The organism is Lysinibacillus sp. JNUCC-52 (assembly GCF_015999545.1).
Taxonomy (GTDB): Bacteria; Bacillota; Bacilli; order Bacillales_A; family Planococcaceae; genus Lysinibacillus.
Genome location: NZ_CP065546.1, coordinates 102,787 through 123,683, shown reverse-complemented (window position 1 = coordinate 123,683; position 20,897 = coordinate 102,787). Strand labels below are relative to the sequence as shown.

The window sequence follows — 20,897 nt, the reverse complement described above, 5'->3', positions numbered from 1 at the left end:
AAATTCCAGAGCCTTTTATTATTTAGATAATTAGAATTTTATTACATTATTAATAATCTTATAAAAAATCAATTAATTTTTTAGTCAAAAATAATTAATTTCTTAAATAGACAATAAGATAGTTACGGAAACACCATTCGAGAAAGCACCACCCGTGGTAGTTACTTGTACTGATAAAAGTGTACATCCACTTATAGCTAAATTTGCAGACTGTGTTGCACAACAATTCGGTGTTGTAGAAGAACTTGGCCCTGTAACTGTAGCTCTAACTCCTGTAGCTACTGGTGCAGTAAATCCACAGTTTGTACTTGTAAATACTTGAACTGAAGCTGTTTGTCCAGCGCTTAAAGTGTGATCTCTTATATTTAGAGTAATGCTTGTAATTGTTGCATTTAGCGGAATGACAATTGAACTCCTAATAAATGATGCTGATGAAGTACCTGTTCCAAGAAAGTCATTATTACCAACTGACTGATCAGTAGAGAAAAAGACTTCCATCAACCTTGGTCCACTGGCTCCTGTTGCACCAGTTATTCCTTGGATTCCTTGCACACCTGTGGCTCCCGTTACTCCTTGAATTCCTTGGGCTCCTGTTGCACCAGTTACTCCCTGAATTCCTTGCACACCTGTTGCACCAGTTACTCCCTGGATTCCTTGCACACCTGTGGCTCCCGTTACTCCTTGAATTCCTTGCACACCTGTTGCACCAGTTACTCCTTGAATTCCTTGGGCTCCTGTTGCACCAGTTACTCCTTGAATTCCTTGGGTACCCGTTGCCCCTGTTACTCCTTGAATTCCTTGGGCTCCTGTTGCACCAGTTACTCCTTGGATTCCTTGCACACCTGTTGCCCCTGTTACACCTTGAATTCCTTGCACACCTGTGGCTCCTGTTACTCCTTGAATTCCTTGCACACCTGTTGCACCAGTTACTCCTTGGATTCCTTGAGGTCCTGTTGCACCAGTTTCTCCCTGAATTCCTTGCACACCTGTGGCACCCGTTACTCCTTGGATTCCTTGGGCTCCCGTTTCTCCCTGGATTCCTTGCACACCTGTTGCACCAGTTTCTCCTTGGATTCCTTGAGGTCCTGTTGCACCAGTTTCTCCTTGAATTCCTTGCACACCTGTTGCACCAGTTTCTCCTTGAATTCCTTGCACACCTGTGGCCCCTGTTACTCCTTGGATTCCTTGCACACCTGTGGCCCCTGTTACTCCTTGGATTCCTTGGGCTCCTGTGGCTCCCGTTACTCCTTGGATTCCTTGGGCTCCTGTTGCGCCCGTTACTCCTTGAATTCCTTGCACACCTGTTGCGCCCGTTACTCCTTGAATTCCTTGGGCTCCTGTGGTTCCAGTTTCTCCTTGGATTCCTTGAACACCTGTGGCTCCCGTTACTCCTTGAATTCCTTGAGGTCCTGTTGCTCCAGTTACTCCCTGGATTCCTTGGACTCCTGTTGCTCCCGTTACTCCCTGGATTCCTTGGATACCCGTTGCCCCAGTTTCTCCTTGAATTCCTTGCACACCTGTGGCCCCTGTTACTCCTTGGATTCCTTGCACACCTGTGGCCCCTGTTACTCCTTGGATTCCTTGCACACCTGTGGCCCCTGTTACTCCTTGGATTCCTTGCACACCTGTGGCCCCTGTTACTCCTTGGATTCCTTGCACACCTGTGGCCCCTGTTACTCCTTGGATTCCTTGCACACCTGTGGCCCCTGTTACTCCTTGGATTCCTTGCACACCTGTGGCCCCTGTTACTCCTTGGATTCCTTGGGCTCCTGTGGCTCCCGTTACTCCCTGGATTCCTTGCACACCTGTGGTTCCCGTTACTCCTTGGATTCCTTGGGCTCCTGTTGCGCCCGTTACTCCTTGAATTCCTTGCACACCTGTTGCGCCCGTTACTCCTTGAATTCCTTGGGCTCCTGTGGTTCCAGTTTCTCCTTGGATTCCTTGAACACCTGTGGCTCCCGTTACTCCTTGAATTCCTTGAGGTCCTGTTGCTCCAGTTACTCCCTGGATTCCTTGGACTCCTGTTGCTCCCGTTACTCCCTGGATTCCTTGGATACCCGTTGCCCCAGTTTCTCCTTGAATTCCTTGCACACCTGTGGCCCCTGTTACTCCTTGGATTCCCTGTGGCCCTGTGGCCCCTGTTACGCCTCCCTGAGGACCTGTAGCTCCTGTAACACCTTGTATTCCTTGTGGGCCGGTCGGACCAGTGGGACCAGTAAATATAGAAGAATATTGAGCATTATAAGGGTAACTATAGCACCCATTTTCATTACATTTATATCTAAATTGATTAACATTATTTGTACCATATTTGAAGCATTCATTATTGCTATCGTTTATTATTCTATCTTTGTTATCACTAAACGACAAAAAATCACCTCCTGCCTCATTTTTAATGTATTCTTATTAGAATAAGTAAAATAGACAATATACCTAGGTGATTTAAATGAATTAAGATTGACAATCCAATTTAGCCTTCATTATCGTGCCATTTCAATTTGTCCTGATGTTTGAATGGCAAATTAGTTTATTTTTTTATTAGCAATTTGCTTAAAAATTGATAGCAACCTTCTTTTTCTCTAAAGCATTCATGCAGATCTCTATTCTCAATCTCATAAAATTTAGCCGTTCTCCGAATAATATATTTATCGATAAAGATTTCTTCATTAGTACTAAGCTGATTCAGCACCTCATAAATAGGATCCGTCGAAACACCAATAAATTCAAAAATGTTCACATTTCCCATCTTCATCCCCCTCAATACTCTTTTATGTTTGAATTATGCTTTTTATATAATTAATACGTTCCAGTGATATCAAACTATCTATTAAATTTAATTCTGACTATTATTCTCAGAAAATTCAACCTACATTTTACCTAATATTCCCTAATTTATTTCGTGACAAGTTTATTGTTAGATTAATATTTTCGTAGCAATATTGAATTGTTTATCATGGTTTGAATTAATTACTCATAAAAATCTCGAATGAAAGAGCCATTAGATGATACGAAAAATGTGGATTTAAAAAGGGGAAAAAAATTAATAACGAAATATTATTTAATGGAGCTTAAATTTAACAAGTATTAATTTTTCCTATAATGTTTTACTACAACACTTTCCTATAAAATTACCTCCCTTTCTAATGAAAGTCCTCTTTGAATTTATCTTTTAAGTACCACTCTTGATTACTTCAACCAATTGTAGAAGCCTATAGCACTTGCAACTTATTTATAATAGTTTAGGACAACATACAAGGAATTTAGTTTAGTTTACATATTCTATCAATATACGTTTGAAAGGAGGTTCAGTATGGATAAAGACCCAAACAATTTAAAAATGTTCAAGTTCAAATTTATATCAAATCCTAATTGTCATTGTCATTGCTGCGGATTTTGTTGTAATTGTAAGTGCAAACCACCATATTTACCTGTGCAACCAAGCTGTAACTATCTCGTATATGTTACAGACGCTGGACAATTGGAAACTCCCGATAACAGCGTATCCGTAATTGATACAGCTACTAATACGATCGTCGCTTCCATTCCAGTAGGTACTGCTCCTCTTGAAGTCGCAATTACACCAAATGGTGAATTTGGATATGTACCTGCACTCTTTTCCAATAATGTAACAGTTTTTAATACAGCAACAAATACGGTAGTTGCAACTATACCTGTTGGAGTTAATCCACTTGGCGTAGCAATTTCACCGAACGGCACACTTGCTTATGTATCAAATCACGGTGATAATACTGTATCTGTCATTAACACAGCAACGAATACTGTAACAGCGACGATTCCAGTAGGGCTTCAACCTCAAGGTATAGCTTTTACCCCAAATGGCGCATTTGCTTACGTGGCTGATGAAAATTCAAATGCAGTTTCTGTTATCAATACAGCGACCAATACTGTAGTTGCTACAATCCCTGTTGGAATTCGCCCTAGATCAATTGTTTTCACACCTAATGGCCAATTTGCTTATGTTACAAATGAAAACAGCAACACTGTTTCTGTAATTAATGCAGCGACCAATACTGTAGTCGATACAATCTTTGTTGGAACAGGTCCTGTTGGAACAGCAATCACACCTGATGGCACCTTTATTTACATTGTCAATAAAGGTAGTAATACTGTATCCGTTATTAGTACCGCTACAAATTTAGTAATTGCAACAATCCCTGTAGGATCATCTCCCGACCAAGTTACAATCTTACCAGATGGAAAATTTGCTTATGTGACTAATCAGGCTGACAATACTGTGTCCGTGATAGATATAGCAACAAATACTGTAATTGATACAATACCAGGATTTAATGGCCCTACAGGAATAAAAACAGGTACTATTTGTAATTCAAACTAAACATTTCTTCTAATCAATGTTTGTTAACGCATTAAATTTAACAAAATAAACCAGAATAATTCTTCAAACGTAGAATTATTCTGGTTTTTATTTGTTTTTATTTGTAATTTATTTGTGGATTATTGTTTTACTTTTTCTCATTTAAATCATCTGGATAAACAATGGTATTAATCACTTCACCATTCGATTCATTTTTAAAGATGACTGTCACCTTATACTTTTCTGGATCTACACCATTAAATAACTGATAATACATACCTGTAATTGCGAGTCCAAAAGAAGCAATTTTATCTAGGCTGTTTTCAAATTCTTCTTTGTCGACTGACAATGTAAATTCTGAAAATGTTTTATTATAACTTACATCTTTAATAGAGGAAAAATCTTCACTCGTTTTAATTTCTTCTACTGATTTAATTATCCCCTCTTCTAATTCCTTCATCATTTTTTTGTGCTCTGCTTTAGACATTTTATAAGTGATAGAACCATCTTCATTTTTTATAACTTCTTTAATGCCATCATTTTTCGCTTCAGCTATAACCTTATCAATATCTTGCCCCTCAAAAAAAGTACCTGGTATCGTTACTTCAACGTTTAATACCCCTTTATCAACTTTTAGTGGCTCTCCATCAGATGTACTTTCAGTAGAGTTTTCAGCAGCAACTTCTTTTTCAACACCACTCTCTTTTTCCTTATCTTGACTACATGCTGCTATAAGAATACTTAGCAATAATAAAAATGGTACAATTAATATTTTCTTCATTTGCAATACCTCCTTTACATAAATATACATAATTTGGAGATATACGACCAGATAAAAAAGCCACATCTTATTGACTTAAATCTACATTAAAAATAATAAATGAATTATAGCAAGTAACCCCATTGAATAAATAACGGATCTTGAAAACGAATTTTTAAATTCATTTCGAGGGTGCCTTTCAAAAAATAAGAAAGCTATGTACAAAAAACAATGTAAAATCGCTATCTATGTCCATTAAAAGTCGCTAAGAAAGTGAATTTGGTGTACCTATCATTAAGTACACCATCCATCCTTATTGAGGCTTCCATGGAATAAGCCCATTCGTATTATGATTTTTCGTCCAAGCTAAAAAATCAGTGACATTGCTCACTCCATAATCTAATACAGCTTGATAAATATATACTGATGAATAAATTAAATTCTCTTGTAATAATGCTTCCTTAATTTCAAGAATAGCTTGTCTAGTAGTATCAGATAATGCTTTTTTCATTAAAGGTACTAAATCTTTTGAGAGAGCGCCTTGACGTTCATTTGAAAAAAGCCACATATCGATATTCCACTCTTCCTGATTATCTAGATATATGATTTTAAAGTAAAAGCCTTGAAAGTCTGAGTCCATATAATTTTTAAATTTAAGTTCCAATACGTTTTTATTGTTAATTAGTGACGCTAATTCTTTCATAATTTTGTCTGGATTTAGCTCTTCACTAAATGTCTCCATATCAATATCAGGTGACACTATTAAATTATAAGCTGTTGCTCCTACTAAATAACAGTCCCCTACAGTACTCCATTTTTGAATTAATTGTAATTCATCCAAAATTTGCATAGCTCTTGTTTTTCTTTTATTGGCTCTTTCTAAACTATTCACGTCAATCATCTCATTTCCAAATTTATGTATTATGTTAGAATATAATATTGGAACGTAAAATGCAATTAGCTTTAAAGTATAAAATGGAAATAAATGCTCTTTGATTTTTAGTTTAAGGTGGGGATCAGAAAACTAATTAAAGCAGGCAAAAGAAAAATTATTATTATTTATAAAGTATTGCATCAATTAGCTTTCCTTAGCGCCATAAATGATTCTAAAAAATTATTCCTTTGTAAAATATTTTGGATCTATTTTATCTATAACTGAGACAATATTATAGAGATCATTGACTAATTTCTCATTTGTTGTTAGATCAGTTTGGCTATTAATAATAGCTATCCACTCTTTTTCTAACTCATCAATATTTTTACCGTAAACCTGTTCTATCTTTTTATCCAACTCCTTTTCGTTGTAAATCTGTTCAAATTTCTCTATTCCATAAGTATCAATTAAATATGTTACAAAAGAATTGGATTGATTATAGCTTAGAGCCATTAGGATACTCTCCTCAATTGGATTTGTAAGATTTGGGCGAAAATAAGATGAAGCATAATTCATATCCATTAACTTGATAATAGGAATTAATTTATTTGAATCCATAAAATACTTCATTAACCGATGAGAATTAATTTTATCATTTCCGTATTTTTGTTCCATATAAGAAGCAAAACCTTCTTGCGTAAAATAACCACTGCTTGTATCAAAATTATTTCCATAACCGAGTAAAGAATGTGTCATTTCATGGACAAGTGGATATCGATCATCCTTAATGTCATATAGCTGGATTTCCTTTGCAAAGCCCCATGACATTTGACTTCCTTCATTGAGAAATATCTGAATTCTTTCCGATGGAACATATGTAGTTTGGATTGAACTTTTTATTACTTCATATGCAGCAAGTATCTCTTCTTTAATTGTTTCTACTTTTTCTTGGGGAATTTTAATGTTATTAATAACATCAAACGTTATTTTACCATCAGGTGTAGTCACAATATTTTCATTACTTTTTTCTTGTTCTTTAGGAATAACTGTATCCTGCGTACAGGCTGTTAGTAAGAACACTAATATAAGAAAGTAGCCTCTAAACTTAACCATATTTACCTCCCATAAAAAATAGTATTTTCCATTTTATACGGAAGGAAACTATGGAAGTTTCACTTTTTTTTGGAAATTTCTAAAAATAAAAAATATTAAGACCCCAACGGAAAATACACAATTATGGAATAGAGATACTTTTTAAACAAAACATCACTGATATTCACTTTTTAAAATGGAGAAAATAGCTAAATCAATATATTTCCCCTTCTCAACTTCATGTTGTCTTAATACACCTTCTTTATAAAAGTTTAATTTTTCTAACAATCTAATGGATGATAGATTTTCTGGTTCCACTTTTGCTTCTATTTTGTTAATTTTCATCGTCAAAAATGCAAATGGAATAATACAACTAATCGCTTCTTTCATAACACCCTTCCCCCAATAGCTTTGATTTAAATCATAGCCAATCTCAATACGATTATGTTCTTTTTCATAATTCAAAAATCCACAAGTACCTATTACTTTTTTAGACTCCGCTTCTTCAATTACCCATCTAAAACCAGTCTGTTCTTTGGAAATCGTGTCATACCAATTCAACTCATCCATCGCATCATCAATAGATGTAAATGGGGTTAAAGGCGTATATCTCGTCACTTGCTCATTTGAATACAAATCAAAAAGATCATGACAATCATTTTCTTGTGCTTTACGTAAGATAAAACGTTCGGTTGTAAATATCGGTAAACTAGTAAAATTAAAATTGGAATGCATATTCATCATCCTTTTCCCTAAATTTAACATACGTTCTTCCCATTATCGTAACATAAATTTTCGTATTATTTTTTAAAAATCAGTATTACATCGAACAGTCGAATACTACCTAGGAATCATACGTCATCTTTCGTAGTACCAATTAATTTCCCGATTTATCCCTCCTTACCATTTATAATTTATATTTTCCGAGCGTAATAGCCAATTGAAAGCCCCCCTATTTGTAATTCGTGGAATAATCCAGTATGAAATTTTTTCTTGTCCACACTATTACTAAAAAATAAAGTCTTATATATTAATGTATTTTTTATTATTCTTATGAAGACTTCCATTTGAAAGGTGTGCTCCTCGTGGCAAAAGTATTTAAAATCGAATCACCTAAATTACCTTTATCTTTAGAAAATGCAAATTTTCAAGATATTTTTTATGAAGAAGATCCGTTTTTATCAGATTGTGTAATCTCTAACACTGTTATTAATAATGAGTGCATTGAAAGGCTAGTCCTCTCAAAAGTACTCTTTAAAAATGTAAGATTTATAGATGTAACTTTTACAAAAATTGATTTAACCGATGTAATTTTTGAAAATTGCGATTTATCGAATGCCAGCTTTAGTGAAGGACTAATTCACAGAGTCAAATTCAAAAACTGTAAATTATTAGGTTTGAATTTAGCGGAAGCTAACTTAGGAAATGTATCATTTGAAGACTGTATTGCAAATTTATGTGACTTTACAGACACTCGTTTAAAACAGGTCATGTTTAATCATTCCACACTACAAGGAGCCAATTATTTTGAATCCAAATTTAATAAGGTCGTATTTAATCAATGTGACCTTAACGATGTTGATTTTTCTCAAACATCTTTAAAAGGTATTGATATTAGTACATGTAGTTTTGAAAGGTTGAATGTTTCATTGGAAAGTTTGAAAGGGTGTGAAGTATCCTCACAACAAGCAGTTGGGTTTGCTTCATTGTTAGGTATAAAAGTAGTATAAAAAATAGCTTTCATCTGATTTATCCAAGTAGTATTGATTGGAACACATATTGTGCTCTTTTTTCTAGTTTAATTGCTACTTGGATTATTCATTGACTCCAAGCTAGTAAAGTCCTTATACTAGACATTTATTTTATTTACCATGTAACGACAATTATCACAGAGAAAATCTTGATAAATAAAAATCGCATTATACATATTTAACCATGGCATATCTTCCGCACATCGCTCACATTTATCAATGTATTTATCTCTTAAAATAACATTCTCTAGTAATAAAATCCATTGCCTATTTGATAAGCTCTCAGGTCCATCCTTTAAAGCTTGTACTGCAATTCCCAACACTTCCCCATCATCAAATCTATTAGTTTGAATTAATTTTTCCAAATAAACTATAAATGAAGATAGGTCACCATTTATTATCATTTTGAGCTTTTCTATTTGCATAGTGATTCCCCTTTATCTTTTTAAAATGGGTTTAAGAAATGATATATATTTTTTCCCTTGCGAAGTATGCTCAAAAATAGCAAATAGAAAAAACTCGCAGCTTGAAAACATGAATGCGAGTTTTCTCCTTTAGGAAGTCACTTCGTGTATGGGAGCTAACGTAATATGGTTCTGCTAGTACAGAGCCATCCGCTAACTTGCATAAATTATATTTCTCCCCACATGTCTTTCGCCTTTATAAACAAGGTTTCTATTTGTTCTTTATTTTGTTCAATTAGATTTTTATGAGCCTCATCAACAACGCTTAAATCTCTATTAATTATAATAGAGTACGTTTGCTTATTTTCATCTGTAATTTGAACACCATATTTATTGTCTCCTATAAATGATGGCCAAATAATTAATGCATATTTATTATCTTCAGTAGAAACAGCTAAATTGCCGACTAACGATAAATAATCTGGAAATTTCACATTATAAAGATAAGCATTTTGCGATAATACATAACTACGATTTGGTATAAATTCATTTAATTCTCCCGTATAGTTAGAATACTTAACATTCATCCAGGCATACCAAAATAGATTGTAGACAATAAACATAGAAAAAATAGTTGCTAAAATGATGATCATTTTTTTCTTTTTTCTCATATTTCAACAATCCGCTCTCCTCTTTTTTTAATGTCTTCATCGTGTGTAACTAAAATAATCGTCTTTCCCAATGCATGCATATTTTTTAATATACTCATTACTACGTCTGCATTCGCTTTATCTAATGAGCCTGTCGGTTCATCTGCCAAAATAATATCGCATTTTTTTATCATTAACCGTGCTAGTGCAATTCTTTGCTGCTCGCCACCAGATAGCGTATAAATCTTATCATTTAGTTTATTTAATAACCCTACAGAGTTTAACGCTTCTTCAAGACTAATACTTGAACGATTTTTTTGTTTAATCATTTTCAAATTATAACTTACGGTTTTATCTTCTATTAATGCAAAGTTTTGAAAAAGAAATCCTACCTTATTCCCAAAATAATTCAACTGTTTTTTTTTCTGACTAATATCCATACTGTCTACTAAAATTGTGCCACTATCTATTTGTTCAATCGCACCAATCATATTTAAAAGTGTTGTTTTACCACATCCACTTGGCCCTGAAAATACAATAAACTCTCCATCTTGAATAGTTAAACTAAAATCTTTAAATAATTCTCGATTTCCAAAAGATTTACTTAAGTGCTTGATTTCGATCATTTAACGGATCCACCTTTAAGAATTGATTGTATGCTTCTATTTTCTGTTATTCTTATGTAATAGAAAACAAAGCAAAGTTCTAATATCACAACTGAAAATCCACCAGTGATTAAGTATAGTCCCGAACTCCAATCAAGGAAATGCCCTATTATAAAAGCAGCCTTTCCTGCAATACCGCCAAAAATAATGGTTGTTAAAAATAATTTTTTATATCTTTCAAATAAGCCATAACCCATTATTTTTTTCAATGCAATTTCAACTGCGTTGATACTATATTCGTAGTTTAAAATGGTTTTAATAATGATGGCTTCTAAAATTAATAAAACAATGAGTAAAACGCAAGCTATAACTATCCCTTTTTTATAAATATTCCATTGATGAAGATAATGCTCATAAACATTTGTCTTGAAATTATTTGCCTTAGAAAGACTTAAATGGTTGTTTTCAATAAATTGTTCCCACTCCTGGTCTTGAATTTTATACATGGATGTTCCAAATATAAAAACATTCCAGTAAGGGTTAAGCGCATTTGTATCCATATTGTTGAATAGAATGATTGGATTCTTCACTATCTTACTACTAATATTAAAACCTTTATCTATTGCTATAATATCTAGTTGTTTTTTATAGGCAATAATATTAAATTCATAAGGGTGTGGATAGTACGTTTCCCATATTTTTATCATTTCCGTTTGAACACTTTTAGAATTATATTTTTCTGGAACTAAAAAATACACTTTTTGTTCGAGCGAAGCAGTATTAAATTCGCTTATTTTATCATGTAAATACTCAAGGGCACCACTATCAGCAAAAACAAATGGAGAACCTAGCTCTTTAGTTTGTAAATCTACTAAAGAAAAGGTGTTATTCATTGCAAGATTCTCTTTATAAAAATCAAATCTTAATTGTTGTGTCACTTCACCGTCTTCAACATTTATATTTACATAAGAATAATCTTTAGCATTTTCAAAAAAAGGTTTTTGTTTATAAAATGTTAGCCCTTCATCAATTGCCGTTAGACATCCCGCAGCCAGTATCACCGTTATACAAATAGTAATAATTTTGTATACATAACTTAACTGCAAAACTTTTTTGACACTATCTTTGGATTTCATATCTTTTTTATAATCACTTAAAAAAAGTGTGAAAAAGATACATGCATTTCCTACAACAAAAATTGCAAACATTAAAAGGGAAATCCTAATATGAAAGTTTGCATTAGTAAACTGTATAAATAATAGGATTAGCACTAAATACGTGCAAAGAAAAAACAGTATATCTGCGATAACATTTCGAAAAATAATATGTTGCAATCTTTCTCCAGAAATAACTCTTAACGCTACTTCTTTCCTCATTTGAGCCACTTCGTAGAAAGTGATTAAAAGTAAAAGACCTAATATAATAACCCAAGTAACGCTAATATTGAAGGCACTATTAAAGGCACTATATCCCTCCTGTGGAAACTTTCCTGCATACTTATCAATCAGTTTTTGCTTAAAACGAATCTGGTTTTCTTTATTCCCAATCACATAATATTTTTCAAACTTATTAACATCTGGAATAGTGGTGATTGGTAAAACCTCAAATTGGATATCCCCTAAAAAGATGCTTTGATAATGACCAGGCTGTACTGATGAACTTTCCTTTAAATAATTTGCGGTTCCTTCTGTCGCATATATATTTATATTTTCAGAATAAATAGTGGAAATTTTTCTATCCACCACAAAAACCTCTAAATTTTCTTCTTTAGCTGCTGTTGTAATATCCTTTAACATCTCTTCTTGAGGAATATGGATAGACATTACTCCATTTTTATACATCGTAACGTAATCATATTTCGTTTCAAAGCTAACTAAATGCCATACGTATGTCTCTCCGATAAAAGTGAACCCTATACTAAAAAGTAGTAAACTAAGAATATACTTTGCTTTTTTCACCGCAATCACCTTGTTAAGGATTAGAATACTTTTAGATAGCAAAAGCGAGTTAACCTAGTGTTAACTCGCTTTAGTAGTCTTACTAGATTACCAATTACAACGATATATATAAGTACCACTATCTCTATGACGTACTTCTACTTTTGATAGTCTTGAAGCAGGTTGACTTGAACCTGTATGCCATTCACCATTAAATAAAGACGCATAATGCTCATTCGACGCATGGTTTGCCCAAACATAATCTTCATTAATAAACCGTGTATTATAACCATACGTGATGGTAGATAACCCATCCGATCCTGTAGCATACCGTTCCCAAGCTGTTACAAAGTTTCCGCTATACGTAGCTTCTAATGTAGCAGCGGAAACAGGAACTACTGCTGAAAACGTTAAGGCACTGACCAGAGCAAACCCTGCGGACAAATTTTTTACCTTTTTCTTACACATAAACTACGCCTCCTTGTTTAATTTTTTTTGCGATCATTATATACTATCAAAACAAAAAAATCAATGCAGTTAACTAAATTTTCAGATTTTAGATTGTGCTTTTAAAAAAATAACAAAAGACCAGCTCGCTATATTCACTTCGCTGGTCGTTACATTGAGTTTTATAATAGTATTTACTTAATTAAAGAGTAAATATTCGTATCATATGGCATATCATTTTGATGCATAAAGTTTCTTAAAACCCCTTCTTTTTCAAACCCTAATTTTTCTAATAGCTTGTTGGATGCATTATTTTCAGTAAACACAATGGCCCCAATACGCACTAAATCCATCTCTTGGAAACCATAGGAAATCACTTTTTCTACAGCTTCCTTTGCGAAGCCCTTCCCCCAACTTTCGGGAAATAACGCGTAGCTAATGTCAGCTTTTTTATGCTCAGTGGACCACTCTTGAAAACCAATAGTACCGATTATTCCTTCTTGCCCTTGCATTTCAATACCCCATTTAATGCCACGTTTGCTCTCAAAATTATTAGAGAAATTTTGGATGATCTGTTTTACTTGTTCTAAGCTCGTTAATGGCTGTTGTCCATAATGGCGTAAAACATCTGGGTTTGAAAAGCAATCTAATATTGCTTGCGCATCTTTTTCTGTTAATTCTCTTAGTACTAAACGATTGGTCTTTAATATAGGAAACATTTTTACACGCTACTTTCGAAAAGAGTATTTTTACCATTCTATAACAATTCCTGCATATTTACATTACTTTTTTGTAGGGCAGAAACGAATACCACTCACAAAGCAGCGCTCTCCCACGTTAGTTTAATAAAAAAAGCATCTCACTTTAAAGTGAGATGCATTCTATTTATTGCGGTATTTCTTCAGTTATTTTTTCAAAGTCTAGAAGGTATCCACCGATTTTTGCTTTTTCTAATTCTTCTATATATTCTTCTTTTCGCTCATTCAGTCTGTCATCAAGTGTGTTTTGATAGGCCGGAAATAGATTGTAATCTACTGGTTTCCCCATAAGTTCACCTCTTATTTTATATTTTTTTTCATTATATGCTATATTGATATTTTCTGACAATCATAAATGGTAAATTTGATTAATAAGTTCGACAATATCACATGAGCATTGGCTTATTATATGAATGCTTCACTATACTATTATCCTATTAAATACGCATTTTTATTTAGGTGCCATAAACACTAGATAGTTTAGAGGAGCAACAATCGGGAATTATTGAAGGTTATTATAAATACAAGTAAATTGGATTTCTATCATTATATGATCTCCCTTTTAAACAAAAAATATTAAACAATAACCTCTTAGTTGGTATAATAAGTCTTACGTAAATGCATAAATTTATAAAGTAGATACTAAGGGGTTATTTTTAAGTAAATAACTTTTATTTTTTCTAGTTTACAGGCTAATAGCTAGCTATCATAACTATTTCATCATAGTAATAGTAGTGTAAAGCGAATTTAGCTTTGCACCTCCTGATTTGTTGGTTAGGGTCACTCTGGTCCAGTGACCCTATTTAATTTACTAATAGAAAGTGGCGTTGCACTATGGATTTTTTGCTAACTATACAAACATTAATATGGTTGTTCCCTATTATGTTTATTATCCACGGTTTTGAAGAGATTATTATGGTTGAAAAATGGCTGCATAACAATCAAACCAACCTATATAAACGATTGCCAACAAAAATAGCCAATCGAATAGTGAAGCAATTTTCAATGACTACAGCTCAATTTGCAGTGGCCGTTCTCCTTATTTTTTTACTTATAAGTGCCGCTACAATATCCGCTAATATATATTTCTATAATGGCATAGCAACAAATCTTTATTTTTTCATCATTATTACTTCCGTATTTTTTATCCATGCATTTACGCACATTGGGCAGACGATTTTATTTCGCTCTCTTACCCCTGGAACTGTTACATCGTTAATTATTATCATCCCCTACAGCATTCTTTTATATAGATCGTTATTTATGGCGGAAATCGTTACATGGAAAATGATAATAATTTGTTTACCATTTGGACTTTTATTTTTCCCTATTGTTTTAATAGCACATTGGTTAGGAAGAAAGTTTATTGAATAAATATATTTTTGGGATTATCGTAAGAGCGCTTGTACTCAGATGTTAGACTAAATCTTATTTTGGGCATTGGTATTTTTTATGCATGAATGTTAAACACTTTTGCTTTTATTAAGGGCTTAAATTTATTTACTTTACATATTTCAAATGCTTTTTCACAAATGTAACAATGTATTGTACTTCCTCTTCTGTCATATTTACTAAACTGCAAACTCTTCGTAATTTAGCAGGTGACTTTAATTGTTCTCTCACTTTATCAATCAACATATATTTACATTTTCGTGGATTCACATAATCTCTTATTTGCTTATACCGTAAATATGCATAACGAGCAAATGCGTTTAGCATTTCTTTTTCATAATCCGTTCGTTCTAAACTCATTGCAGCTATATCTATTTCTTCTGTTTCAAAAATCCAAGATCCGTCGGTCAATTGCATTTATAACACCTCTTCCTTATAAACTAGAGTTCGGTTGTTGATTTCCATAATTAGGCCTGCATCAAGGAGTTTTGCATTTTCTACATATTCAACATTTCTTCCCCCATAATCATTAAATGCATAATAAAAAGTCACACCTAGTTAGATGTGACTCTTTTTTTATTTTTTCAATGGGATTAGCAGTCCCTATATTGTTGAATAATAAGCCCATTTAGCTTGTTATTTACTTGTCCATCATGAATTTTTCAATATTTATTCCTGCCAATCACTACTCATTGATGCCTTAGCTCTTGTTAATGTTACTATTCTATAGACAAGAAGTGGAGACTATTTGTTTTTGCTCTGGTCTTGTTTGATTAAGTGTATTGCCATTTCCTGTGTGGGATAATTTTTTGATTAAAATTATTGTAGAGTCGCAACGTTACCTTACAGTTACTTTTTATCATCCTTTTTATCATCGTTATCCTTTTTTAACTGTGCAAAAGCATTAGCTAAAAAATTTGGAACACGAATACCTAACTTCCCTAAGTTTTCGATTATGCTAATTCCTTCCATTCCTATTAAAAACAGAATCATAGCATTTCGCATGAAATCTCCGCTTTCTGTAGCATTGTCCAATTGTACAGCTGCGATAACCATTAAAATCATGGCTGTTTTTTTCAAGAGCCCTTTAAACGTTTTACGGGAATCGATATCTTTTATTATCCAACCTACCATTACTCCTAATATCAAATCGATAGCCATTAAGATTGTTAAAGATGTTACCAATTCATCTACACCGCCAATTAGATATGCAATTAATGCAGTCATACCACCTACCAATGATGACCAAAGCGTATTTGTTTCCAGAATATCACCTACTTCCTCTTCTTATAAACCCACACAGGTGATAGCTGAAGGCACAAACCATACTTACATCGTTTGATTTCGCTATAACAGCCTTCATTTCTAACATATTCAATTGCGTATTCGATGAACGTTAACAATAATACAGAAACAATAAACATAAAAAATATTTTATTATTAGTAATCTTTCTTATATACAATCACTAGATTTATCTCTTTCGCTTCTAGTCTCCAGCTATTTATTTTCTTTCTTTATATTTAAAACTTTTACCCTAACGTAAAAATACAATATATAAAACAATATTATAAAAAGTTAGTATAAAAAAAAGGCTACAGTCAATGAAATTCCTGACATTGAATGCTTATATTAAGAGCTATTTATAGAAATGTCCACCTTACAACCATAGTATATAAAACCTGCAAAACAAGATGTGACATTTATTCGGAATACGATAAATCATAAAGACTCATATATTGTAGTAGCAGCCATCGATAACGAAACAGTAGGCTTTTTGCTAATACATGAAACTACGTCTCCTTCCTATCCATGTATCGTTGAACATCAATACGCTTTTATTGTCGATATTATTGTGTGAAGTCACTATCAAAAGCAGGGTATCGGTTCAGCTTTGCTTTCTGAGGCAAAAAAATGGGCAAAAAATCGTCAATTAGATTACGTGGAGTTGAATGTCTTGTCGGGAAATATAGGGGCGATTGCATTATACGAAAAACAAGGGTTCCAAGATATGAGCCATATCATGCGTTTGGAATTGGCTTAGCAATTATATTGTTGTCTTACATGATAACGTTGTCATTCCAATTAGCTGCAAAGAAATTTAAATAAAAACGAATCGCAATGACTCGGACAGTGCTACAATTACCCAAAATCAATAGCTATCCTATGCCTTAATAAAAAAAGTATGTTATAATAACTGTACTGACAAACCAAAAAGGTAACCAATATTGAGCTGTAGCGTCTTTGTGCGCTACAGCTTTTTTTAGATGGCATTACTGTTTTCTACGTATTATAAGAATCCAAATTATAATTTTTTTTATAACTAAAACATTTCAAAAACCAAACTGGGATAAATACCCCTCCGCAATTCTACAATGAACATATTATAAATTGAAGGAAGGAGGAATGTTTCATGGGATACTACGGAAATGTAGGTAATTGGAACAATAGTTTTTATGGTGGATATAGCTATGGCGGTGGTTACGGTGGTGGCTGTAACTATGGCGGTGGTTGTAACTCCGGTGACAATTACTACGGCGGCGGTAACAACGGCTCAGCATTCGCGTTAATTGTTGTACTCTTTATTCTTTTAATTATTGTCGGTACTGCTTTTATTAATTACTAACATTCAAAGAAATGAATGTGTGTTGCCATTTTTAAACTCCTATTAAATCCAAGGGTCACTTCCCCCAAGTGACCCTTTTTATAATGTCTGTCTAAAGACGAGATATTACATATCAACATTAGACAAGTATAGCATCGTGCATATTCGTAAATAGTAATAATGGTGTCATTACGCCAATTAACTACGATGGAGGGATTGTTGATGAATAACATTCGAGAAGGTTTAATCCCAACTATTTTAGGTTCTGCAGTTACGGCCGCTGGCTATGCACTTAAGCAAAAAAGTGGTTCTAACAAAATGATTGCAAACACAGTTTTTGGATTTGGTTTAGCTCATATTGTGTTAGGAGCAATAGACCTTGTAGAACATCGTCGTTAGTAATGGAAGAGCACGTAATTGTGCTCTTCTTTTTTTAGATTTTCGAATACCTACATTTCTGTTCGATATTGATTGTGAGTAGGCTCAAATACACAATCTTGAGCGTTTCTGACAACAGCAAAATTATCAACATTATAATGACCGTGTAGTGTTGCATTGTGATGGGCAATAATTTGTTCAGCAGAAAGTGCCTTTGAATCTGTTGTTGAATGTCCGTCTGCAATTAGTGTAACATCGAACGATTGCACTGTTGCTGATCTCACTGCAGTATCGATACAATGTTCTGTTTTACAGCCCATTATGACTATATGGTGCACGTTCTGTTCTTTAAAATATTGCAGCAAGTCTGTTTGATAAAAAGCATTTGTCGCCAGTTTATCAATAAATATTGAGTTATCTGTTGGGATATTGATTTTATTATGAACTTGGAAACCTTGCCCTTGTCCGTTAGCAACATCTTTATCTCGAACAAAAACAATTAATGCATTCTCTGTTATTGCTTGTTGAATTACGTAATTAATATTTTCAATTAATCTATCTTTCTGAAATACTTCTTGTTCTTCATTATTACCATCCATTAATTCTTGTTGGGCATCAATCACTAATAAAGCTTGCTTCATTCATTTCCCTCGTCTCTATATTTTAAAATTTTTAATTATTCCATTAATTACTATAATATAAAACCAACATACTTGAACAGAAAAACCTCGAAAAGTGCTCACTTCTTTTGCGCATCTAATCGAGGTAATCATTTTTAGTTATGACCATTTCTAAACTAAAATCATTATTTATTTTCATCTAATTTTTTATTTGCCTTTTGTACGTCAAGTAGTTCTGAAACTGTTACAAATTTGTATCCTTGCTTCTCAAGTTCAGGTAGTATTTTTTCTAAAGCTTTAACGGTTTGTGCTCGATTTCCTCCGCCATCATGAAAAAGTACGATATTTCCTTCTTTAGCTCCTTTTAATACAGTGTGAACAATTTTGTTGACGCCAGGGCTTTTCCAATCCATCGTATCTTGATGCCAAGACCACATCACTACTTTATATCCCTCTTTTGCAACAGCTTCAATCATTCCATCTGTATATTGTCCTTCTACTGGTCGGAATAAAGTCGGTGTATACCCAGTAATACCGTAAATCGTATCGTGTGTTTGTTTAATTTCCTTCAGTAAATTTGGGACTGTCGTTCGTAATGGGTGTGTATATGTGTGAATGGCTAATTCATGTCCTTCTTCATACATTCGTTGCACAACTTCCGAGTTTTTTTCTGCATTTTCCCCAACGACAAAAAATGTTGATTTCGCTTTGTATTTAGCTAATACATCCAATATCTCTGATGTGTACTTTTTATGAGGACCATCATCAAAGGTCAACGCTATTATTTTTTCATTTGTTTTAATTTCCCACAATATTTGACCTGCTTCTTCGTAATATTTCCTCCCTTTATCGGCAGAGAAACTTTCGCTCACGAAAAAGACAGATACAGCCAAGATACAAATAGGCACGATTACCAGCAGAAACTTCTTCAAAAATCTTCACTTCCCAGAGAAAAATATTTAGTACTTTATTATTTGTTGATTTCTTTAAAAAATGCTTTTTAAATTAAAATAATAACTATCATCAGAAGTATAAAAATACTACATCTTTGCCATAATAAATTTAAAGCCATAAATCTCCCTAAACATCTTTTAAGCTGTAGCTTTTATTGCTACAGCCTTTTTTTGTTTACTTTTATTTAATAAATGTAAAAGACCTCGAGAGCAAACTCTCGAGGCTTTCATTTATTTCACTTTTGAAATTGTGATGCCATCACCAATTGGGATAAGAATAGAATCTAATTGTGGGTGATTAGCCACTGTTGCATTAAATTTCTTCATAATATCTGTATAACGTTTACTTTTTGCATTCTGATCTGCTACACTGCCACCAGCAAGGACATTATCAGTAACGATTAAGGCACCTTCTTCAGCAAGTGAAATACAATAGTTTAAGTAATTTTCATAATTATCTTTATCAGCATCAATAAAGAAAAAATCAAATCGTTTTTTTTGTTCTGCTAAAGTTGCAAGACTTTGTAAAGCTGGTCCCGTCATATATGATACTTGCTGACTAAATCCCGCTTTCGATAAGTTACTTGCAGCAAGCCTTGCATATGTTTCCTCTAATTCAAGGGAAATTAAATTCCCTGTACTCCCAAATCCTCTAGCTAGACAGATTCCGCTATATCCTCCAAGAGCACCTATTTCTAATATTTTTTTGGCACCAGAGATCGAGACAAGCATTGTTAGAAATTTACCCGAGGAGGGTGAAACAGAGATTGAAGGCATGCCATTTTCTTCTATAGATGCCATCACATCCTCCAATAATGGATCTTGATGATAAAAAGTTGTATCGATATAGTGATTAATTTGTTGCATTACTATCTTCACCTGCCTCCTCTTGCAGCATAGATTCTTTATTATTTGTACTCGTATTTTCCTCTTCACTTACCATTTCCATTGTTTCATTTTCTTGAATTTCAAATAATTGAATGAATTCATTAATGACCGTATCCATTGCTTTTAATTCTCCAATTAATATTGGTTGAATTGAATGATACTCAGGCTGTTCTAGTTGTTGTTTAATCGTTGCACGCTTTATATTCAGTGTCTCTAAAAAGGCTATAGCTCTACCTCGACGAAATGTCTTCGGTCCTCGATGATGCGATGAACTATCCTTTCCTCTATAACGCTCGCCACGATGGTGTCCTTCTCTTTTATATTCTTTAAATTCTTCTCTTCTCATTTTACATCCTCCTTTTGTATACAAATGTATACATTTTAATATAAATTGATTGTATACATTTGTATACACATTGTCAATAATATACTTACTTTTAAAAACTCAG

The 20,897-nt window shown here is 33.4% G+C and carries 26 protein-coding genes; 6 read left to right on the top strand and 20 right to left on the bottom strand.

What is annotated here, in order from left to right:
• Positions 1-102 precede the first annotated feature (102 nt).
• Both JNUCC52_RS00670 and JNUCC52_RS00665 read right to left on the bottom strand, forming a co-directional pair.
• Positions 103-2,370, bottom strand: a complete 2,268-nt coding sequence (locus JNUCC52_RS00670) for a beta strand repeat-containing protein (protein ID WP_337981019.1) — start codon at positions 2,368-2,370, stop codon at positions 103-105.
• Positions 2,371-2,527: 157 nt separating this feature from the next.
• Positions 2,528-2,746 carry a hypothetical protein gene (locus tag JNUCC52_RS00665; RefSeq protein ID WP_172771810.1) on the bottom strand — a complete coding sequence of 73 codons (219 nt, stop codon included), beginning with the start codon at positions 2,744-2,746 and terminating at the stop codon, positions 2,528-2,530.
• 564 nt (positions 2,747-3,310) lie between these two features.
• On the opposite strand from JNUCC52_RS00665, the gene JNUCC52_RS00660 reads away from it, so the two are divergent.
• A complete protein-coding gene (locus JNUCC52_RS00660) occupies positions 3,311-4,357 on the top strand; it encodes a beta-propeller fold lactonase family protein (protein ID WP_443136906.1) in 1,047 nt (348 codons plus the stop codon).
• 127 nt (positions 4,358-4,484) lie between these two features.
• On the opposite strand, the gene JNUCC52_RS00655 is transcribed toward JNUCC52_RS00660, so the two are convergent.
• From JNUCC52_RS00655 to JNUCC52_RS00635, 5 genes are all read right to left on the bottom strand, one after another.
• Positions 4,485-5,117 (bottom strand): hypothetical protein, encoded by a 633-nt coding sequence (locus JNUCC52_RS00655; protein ID WP_337981018.1) that lies wholly within the window; start codon positions 5,115-5,117, stop codon positions 4,485-4,487.
• Positions 5,118-5,198: 81 nt separating this feature from the next.
• The gene (locus JNUCC52_RS23230) at positions 5,199-5,321 is read right to left on the bottom strand and encodes a DUF6713 family protein (protein ID WP_337981017.1); all 123 of its coding nucleotides are present in this window, start codon (positions 5,319-5,321) and stop codon (positions 5,199-5,201) included.
• 88 nt (positions 5,322-5,409) lie between these two features.
• Entirely contained in the window at positions 5,410-5,988 is a 579-nt protein-coding gene (locus JNUCC52_RS00645) for a hypothetical protein (RefSeq protein ID WP_172771813.1), read from the bottom strand.
• A 222-nt stretch (positions 5,989-6,210) separates the two neighbouring features.
• On the bottom strand, positions 6,211-7,083 hold the full coding sequence (locus tag JNUCC52_RS00640) for a peptidase MA family metallohydrolase (protein WP_337981016.1): 873 nt from the start codon (positions 7,081-7,083) through the stop codon (positions 6,211-6,213).
• A gap of 153 nt (positions 7,084-7,236) precedes the next feature.
• Positions 7,237-7,797 (bottom strand): GNAT family N-acetyltransferase, encoded by a 561-nt coding sequence (locus tag JNUCC52_RS00635; RefSeq protein ID WP_337981015.1) that lies wholly within the window; start codon positions 7,795-7,797, stop codon positions 7,237-7,239.
• A 350-nt stretch (positions 7,798-8,147) separates the two neighbouring features.
• On the opposite strand from JNUCC52_RS00635, the gene JNUCC52_RS00630 reads away from it, so the two are divergent.
• Complete coding sequence (locus JNUCC52_RS00630; RefSeq protein WP_172771816.1) at positions 8,148-8,792, top strand: pentapeptide repeat-containing protein; 645 nt, start codon at positions 8,148-8,150, stop codon at positions 8,790-8,792.
• Positions 8,793-8,911: 119 nt separating this feature from the next.
• Here JNUCC52_RS00630 and JNUCC52_RS00625 read toward each other — a convergent pair whose 3' ends face one another.
• The 7 genes from JNUCC52_RS00625 to JNUCC52_RS00595 form a co-directional block, all read right to left on the bottom strand.
• A complete protein-coding gene (locus JNUCC52_RS00625; RefSeq protein ID WP_337981014.1) occupies positions 8,912-9,238 on the bottom strand; it encodes a hypothetical protein in 327 nt (108 codons plus the stop codon).
• Positions 9,239-9,444: 206 nt separating this feature from the next.
• On the bottom strand, positions 9,445-9,888 hold the full coding sequence (locus JNUCC52_RS00620) for a hypothetical protein (RefSeq protein ID WP_337981013.1): 444 nt from the start codon (positions 9,886-9,888) through the stop codon (positions 9,445-9,447).
• Positions 9,885-10,493 carry an ATP-binding cassette domain-containing protein gene (locus JNUCC52_RS00615; RefSeq protein ID WP_337981012.1) on the bottom strand — a complete coding sequence of 203 codons (609 nt, stop codon included), beginning with the start codon at positions 10,491-10,493 and terminating at the stop codon, positions 9,885-9,887. The genes JNUCC52_RS00620 and JNUCC52_RS00615 overlap by 4 nt, the downstream gene beginning before the upstream one ends.
• A complete protein-coding gene (locus JNUCC52_RS00610) occupies positions 10,490-12,430 on the bottom strand; it encodes a hypothetical protein (RefSeq protein WP_337981011.1) in 1,941 nt (646 codons plus the stop codon). Before JNUCC52_RS00610 ends, JNUCC52_RS00615 begins: the two co-directional genes overlap by 4 nt.
• Positions 12,431-12,517: 87 nt before the next feature.
• On the bottom strand, positions 12,518-12,877 hold the full coding sequence (locus JNUCC52_RS00605) for a mediterrocin family bacteriocin (RefSeq protein ID WP_337981010.1): 360 nt from the start codon (positions 12,875-12,877) through the stop codon (positions 12,518-12,520).
• Positions 12,878-13,050: 173 nt separating this feature from the next.
• Complete coding sequence (locus JNUCC52_RS00600; RefSeq protein ID WP_172771822.1) at positions 13,051-13,575, bottom strand: GNAT family N-acetyltransferase; 525 nt, start codon at positions 13,573-13,575, stop codon at positions 13,051-13,053.
• Positions 13,576-13,741: 166 nt separating this feature from the next.
• Entirely contained in the window at positions 13,742-13,903 is a 162-nt protein-coding gene (locus JNUCC52_RS00595) for a hypothetical protein (RefSeq protein ID WP_172771823.1), read from the bottom strand.
• A 545-nt stretch (positions 13,904-14,448) separates the two neighbouring features.
• Between JNUCC52_RS00595 and JNUCC52_RS00590 the strand changes: the two genes are divergently transcribed.
• On the top strand, positions 14,449-14,988 hold the full coding sequence (locus JNUCC52_RS00590) for an HXXEE domain-containing protein (protein ID WP_337981009.1): 540 nt from the start codon (positions 14,449-14,451) through the stop codon (positions 14,986-14,988).
• Between the two features lie 126 nt (positions 14,989-15,114).
• Here the strand turns inward: JNUCC52_RS00590 and JNUCC52_RS00585 are convergent, their stop codons facing one another.
• Together JNUCC52_RS00585 and JNUCC52_RS00580 are read right to left on the bottom strand one after the other, a co-directional pair.
• Positions 15,115-15,423: a hypothetical protein gene (locus tag JNUCC52_RS00585; RefSeq protein ID WP_172771825.1), complete on the bottom strand. Its 309-nt coding sequence runs from the start codon at positions 15,421-15,423 to the stop codon at positions 15,115-15,117.
• Between the two features lie 432 nt (positions 15,424-15,855).
• Positions 15,856-16,233: a phage holin family protein gene (locus JNUCC52_RS00580; protein WP_172771826.1), complete on the bottom strand. Its 378-nt coding sequence runs from the start codon at positions 16,231-16,233 to the stop codon at positions 15,856-15,858.
• A gap of 665 nt (positions 16,234-16,898) precedes the next feature.
• Here JNUCC52_RS00580 and JNUCC52_RS00575 point away from each other — a divergent pair.
• The 3 genes from JNUCC52_RS00575 (at position 16,899) to JNUCC52_RS00565 (ending at position 18,008) form a co-directional block, all read left to right on the top strand.
• Complete coding sequence (locus tag JNUCC52_RS00575) at positions 16,899-17,048, top strand: GNAT family N-acetyltransferase (protein WP_337981008.1); 150 nt, start codon at positions 16,899-16,901, stop codon at positions 17,046-17,048.
• A gap of 369 nt (positions 17,049-17,417) precedes the next feature.
• Entirely contained in the window at positions 17,418-17,630 is a 213-nt protein-coding gene (locus tag JNUCC52_RS00570; RefSeq protein WP_172771827.1) for a YjcZ family sporulation protein, read from the top strand.
• 201 nt (positions 17,631-17,831) lie between these two features.
• Positions 17,832-18,008, top strand: a complete 177-nt coding sequence (locus JNUCC52_RS00565) for an asparagine synthase (RefSeq protein ID WP_172771828.1) — start codon at positions 17,832-17,834, stop codon at positions 18,006-18,008.
• A 50-nt stretch (positions 18,009-18,058) separates the two neighbouring features.
• On the opposite strand, the gene JNUCC52_RS00560 is transcribed toward JNUCC52_RS00565, so the two are convergent.
• From JNUCC52_RS00560 to JNUCC52_RS00545, 4 genes are all read right to left on the bottom strand, one after another.
• Positions 18,059-18,628 (bottom strand): cysteine hydrolase family protein, encoded by a 570-nt coding sequence (locus tag JNUCC52_RS00560; RefSeq protein ID WP_337981007.1) that lies wholly within the window; start codon positions 18,626-18,628, stop codon positions 18,059-18,061.
• Positions 18,629-18,792: 164 nt separating this feature from the next.
• A complete protein-coding gene (locus JNUCC52_RS00555; protein WP_172771830.1) occupies positions 18,793-19,539 on the bottom strand; it encodes a polysaccharide deacetylase family protein in 747 nt (248 codons plus the stop codon).
• A gap of 252 nt (positions 19,540-19,791) precedes the next feature.
• Entirely contained in the window at positions 19,792-20,427 is a 636-nt protein-coding gene (locus JNUCC52_RS00550; RefSeq protein WP_337981006.1) for an O-methyltransferase, read from the bottom strand.
• The gene (locus tag JNUCC52_RS00545; protein ID WP_337981005.1) at positions 20,414-20,794 is read right to left on the bottom strand and encodes a hypothetical protein; all 381 of its coding nucleotides are present in this window, start codon (positions 20,792-20,794) and stop codon (positions 20,414-20,416) included. Before JNUCC52_RS00545 ends, JNUCC52_RS00550 begins: the two co-directional genes overlap by 14 nt.
• Positions 20,795-20,897: the final 103 nt, after the last annotated feature.

What these genes read in the sequence shown, in the direction of transcription:
- JNUCC52_RS00660 (WP_443136906.1), top strand. Translation starts at nt 3,311, where the DNA reads ATGGATAAAGACCCAAACAATTTAAAAATGTTCAAGTTCAAATTTATA.
- JNUCC52_RS00545 (WP_337981005.1), bottom strand. Translation starts at nt 20,794, where the DNA reads ATGAGAAGAGAAGAATTTAAAGAATATAAAAGAGAAGGACACCATCGT.
- JNUCC52_RS00560 (WP_337981007.1), bottom strand. Translation starts at nt 18,628, where the DNA reads ATGAAGCAAGCTTTATTAGTGATTGATGCCCAACAAGAATTAATGGAT.
- JNUCC52_RS00620 (WP_337981013.1), bottom strand. Translation starts at nt 9,888, where the DNA reads ATGAGAAAAAAGAAAAAAATGATCATCATTTTAGCAACTATTTTTTCT.
- JNUCC52_RS00590 (WP_337981009.1), top strand. Translation starts at nt 14,449, where the DNA reads ATGGATTTTTTGCTAACTATACAAACATTAATATGGTTGTTCCCTATT.
- JNUCC52_RS00585 (WP_172771825.1), bottom strand. Translation starts at nt 15,423, where the DNA reads ATGCAATTGACCGACGGATCTTGGATTTTTGAAACAGAAGAAATAGAT.
- JNUCC52_RS00570 (WP_172771827.1), top strand. Translation starts at nt 17,418, where the DNA reads ATGGGATACTACGGAAATGTAGGTAATTGGAACAATAGTTTTTATGGT.
- JNUCC52_RS00550 (WP_337981006.1), bottom strand. Translation starts at nt 20,427, where the DNA reads ATGCAACAAATTAATCACTATATCGATACAACTTTTTATCATCAAGAT.
- JNUCC52_RS00565 (WP_172771828.1), top strand. Translation starts at nt 17,832, where the DNA reads ATGAATAACATTCGAGAAGGTTTAATCCCAACTATTTTAGGTTCTGCA.
- JNUCC52_RS00615 (WP_337981012.1), bottom strand. Translation starts at nt 10,493, where the DNA reads ATGATCGAAATCAAGCACTTAAGTAAATCTTTTGGAAATCGAGAATTA.
- JNUCC52_RS00580 (WP_172771826.1), bottom strand. Translation starts at nt 16,233, where the DNA reads ATGACTGCATTAATTGCATATCTAATTGGCGGTGTAGATGAATTGGTA.
- JNUCC52_RS00640 (WP_337981016.1), bottom strand. Translation starts at nt 7,083, where the DNA reads ATGGTTAAGTTTAGAGGCTACTTTCTTATATTAGTGTTCTTACTAACA.
- JNUCC52_RS00635 (WP_337981015.1), bottom strand. Translation starts at nt 7,797, where the DNA reads ATGCATTCCAATTTTAATTTTACTAGTTTACCGATATTTACAACCGAA.
- JNUCC52_RS00605 (WP_337981010.1), bottom strand. Translation starts at nt 12,877, where the DNA reads ATGTGTAAGAAAAAGGTAAAAAATTTGTCCGCAGGGTTTGCTCTGGTC.
- JNUCC52_RS00595 (WP_172771823.1), bottom strand. Translation starts at nt 13,903, where the DNA reads ATGGGGAAACCAGTAGATTACAATCTATTTCCGGCCTATCAAAACACA.
- JNUCC52_RS00600 (WP_172771822.1), bottom strand. Translation starts at nt 13,575, where the DNA reads ATGTTTCCTATATTAAAGACCAATCGTTTAGTACTAAGAGAATTAACA.
- JNUCC52_RS00655 (WP_337981018.1), bottom strand. Translation starts at nt 5,117, where the DNA reads ATGAAGAAAATATTAATTGTACCATTTTTATTATTGCTAAGTATTCTT.
- JNUCC52_RS00625 (WP_337981014.1), bottom strand. Translation starts at nt 9,238, where the DNA reads ATGCAAATAGAAAAGCTCAAAATGATAATAAATGGTGACCTATCTTCA.
- JNUCC52_RS00665 (WP_172771810.1), bottom strand. Translation starts at nt 2,746, where the DNA reads ATGGGAAATGTGAACATTTTTGAATTTATTGGTGTTTCGACGGATCCT.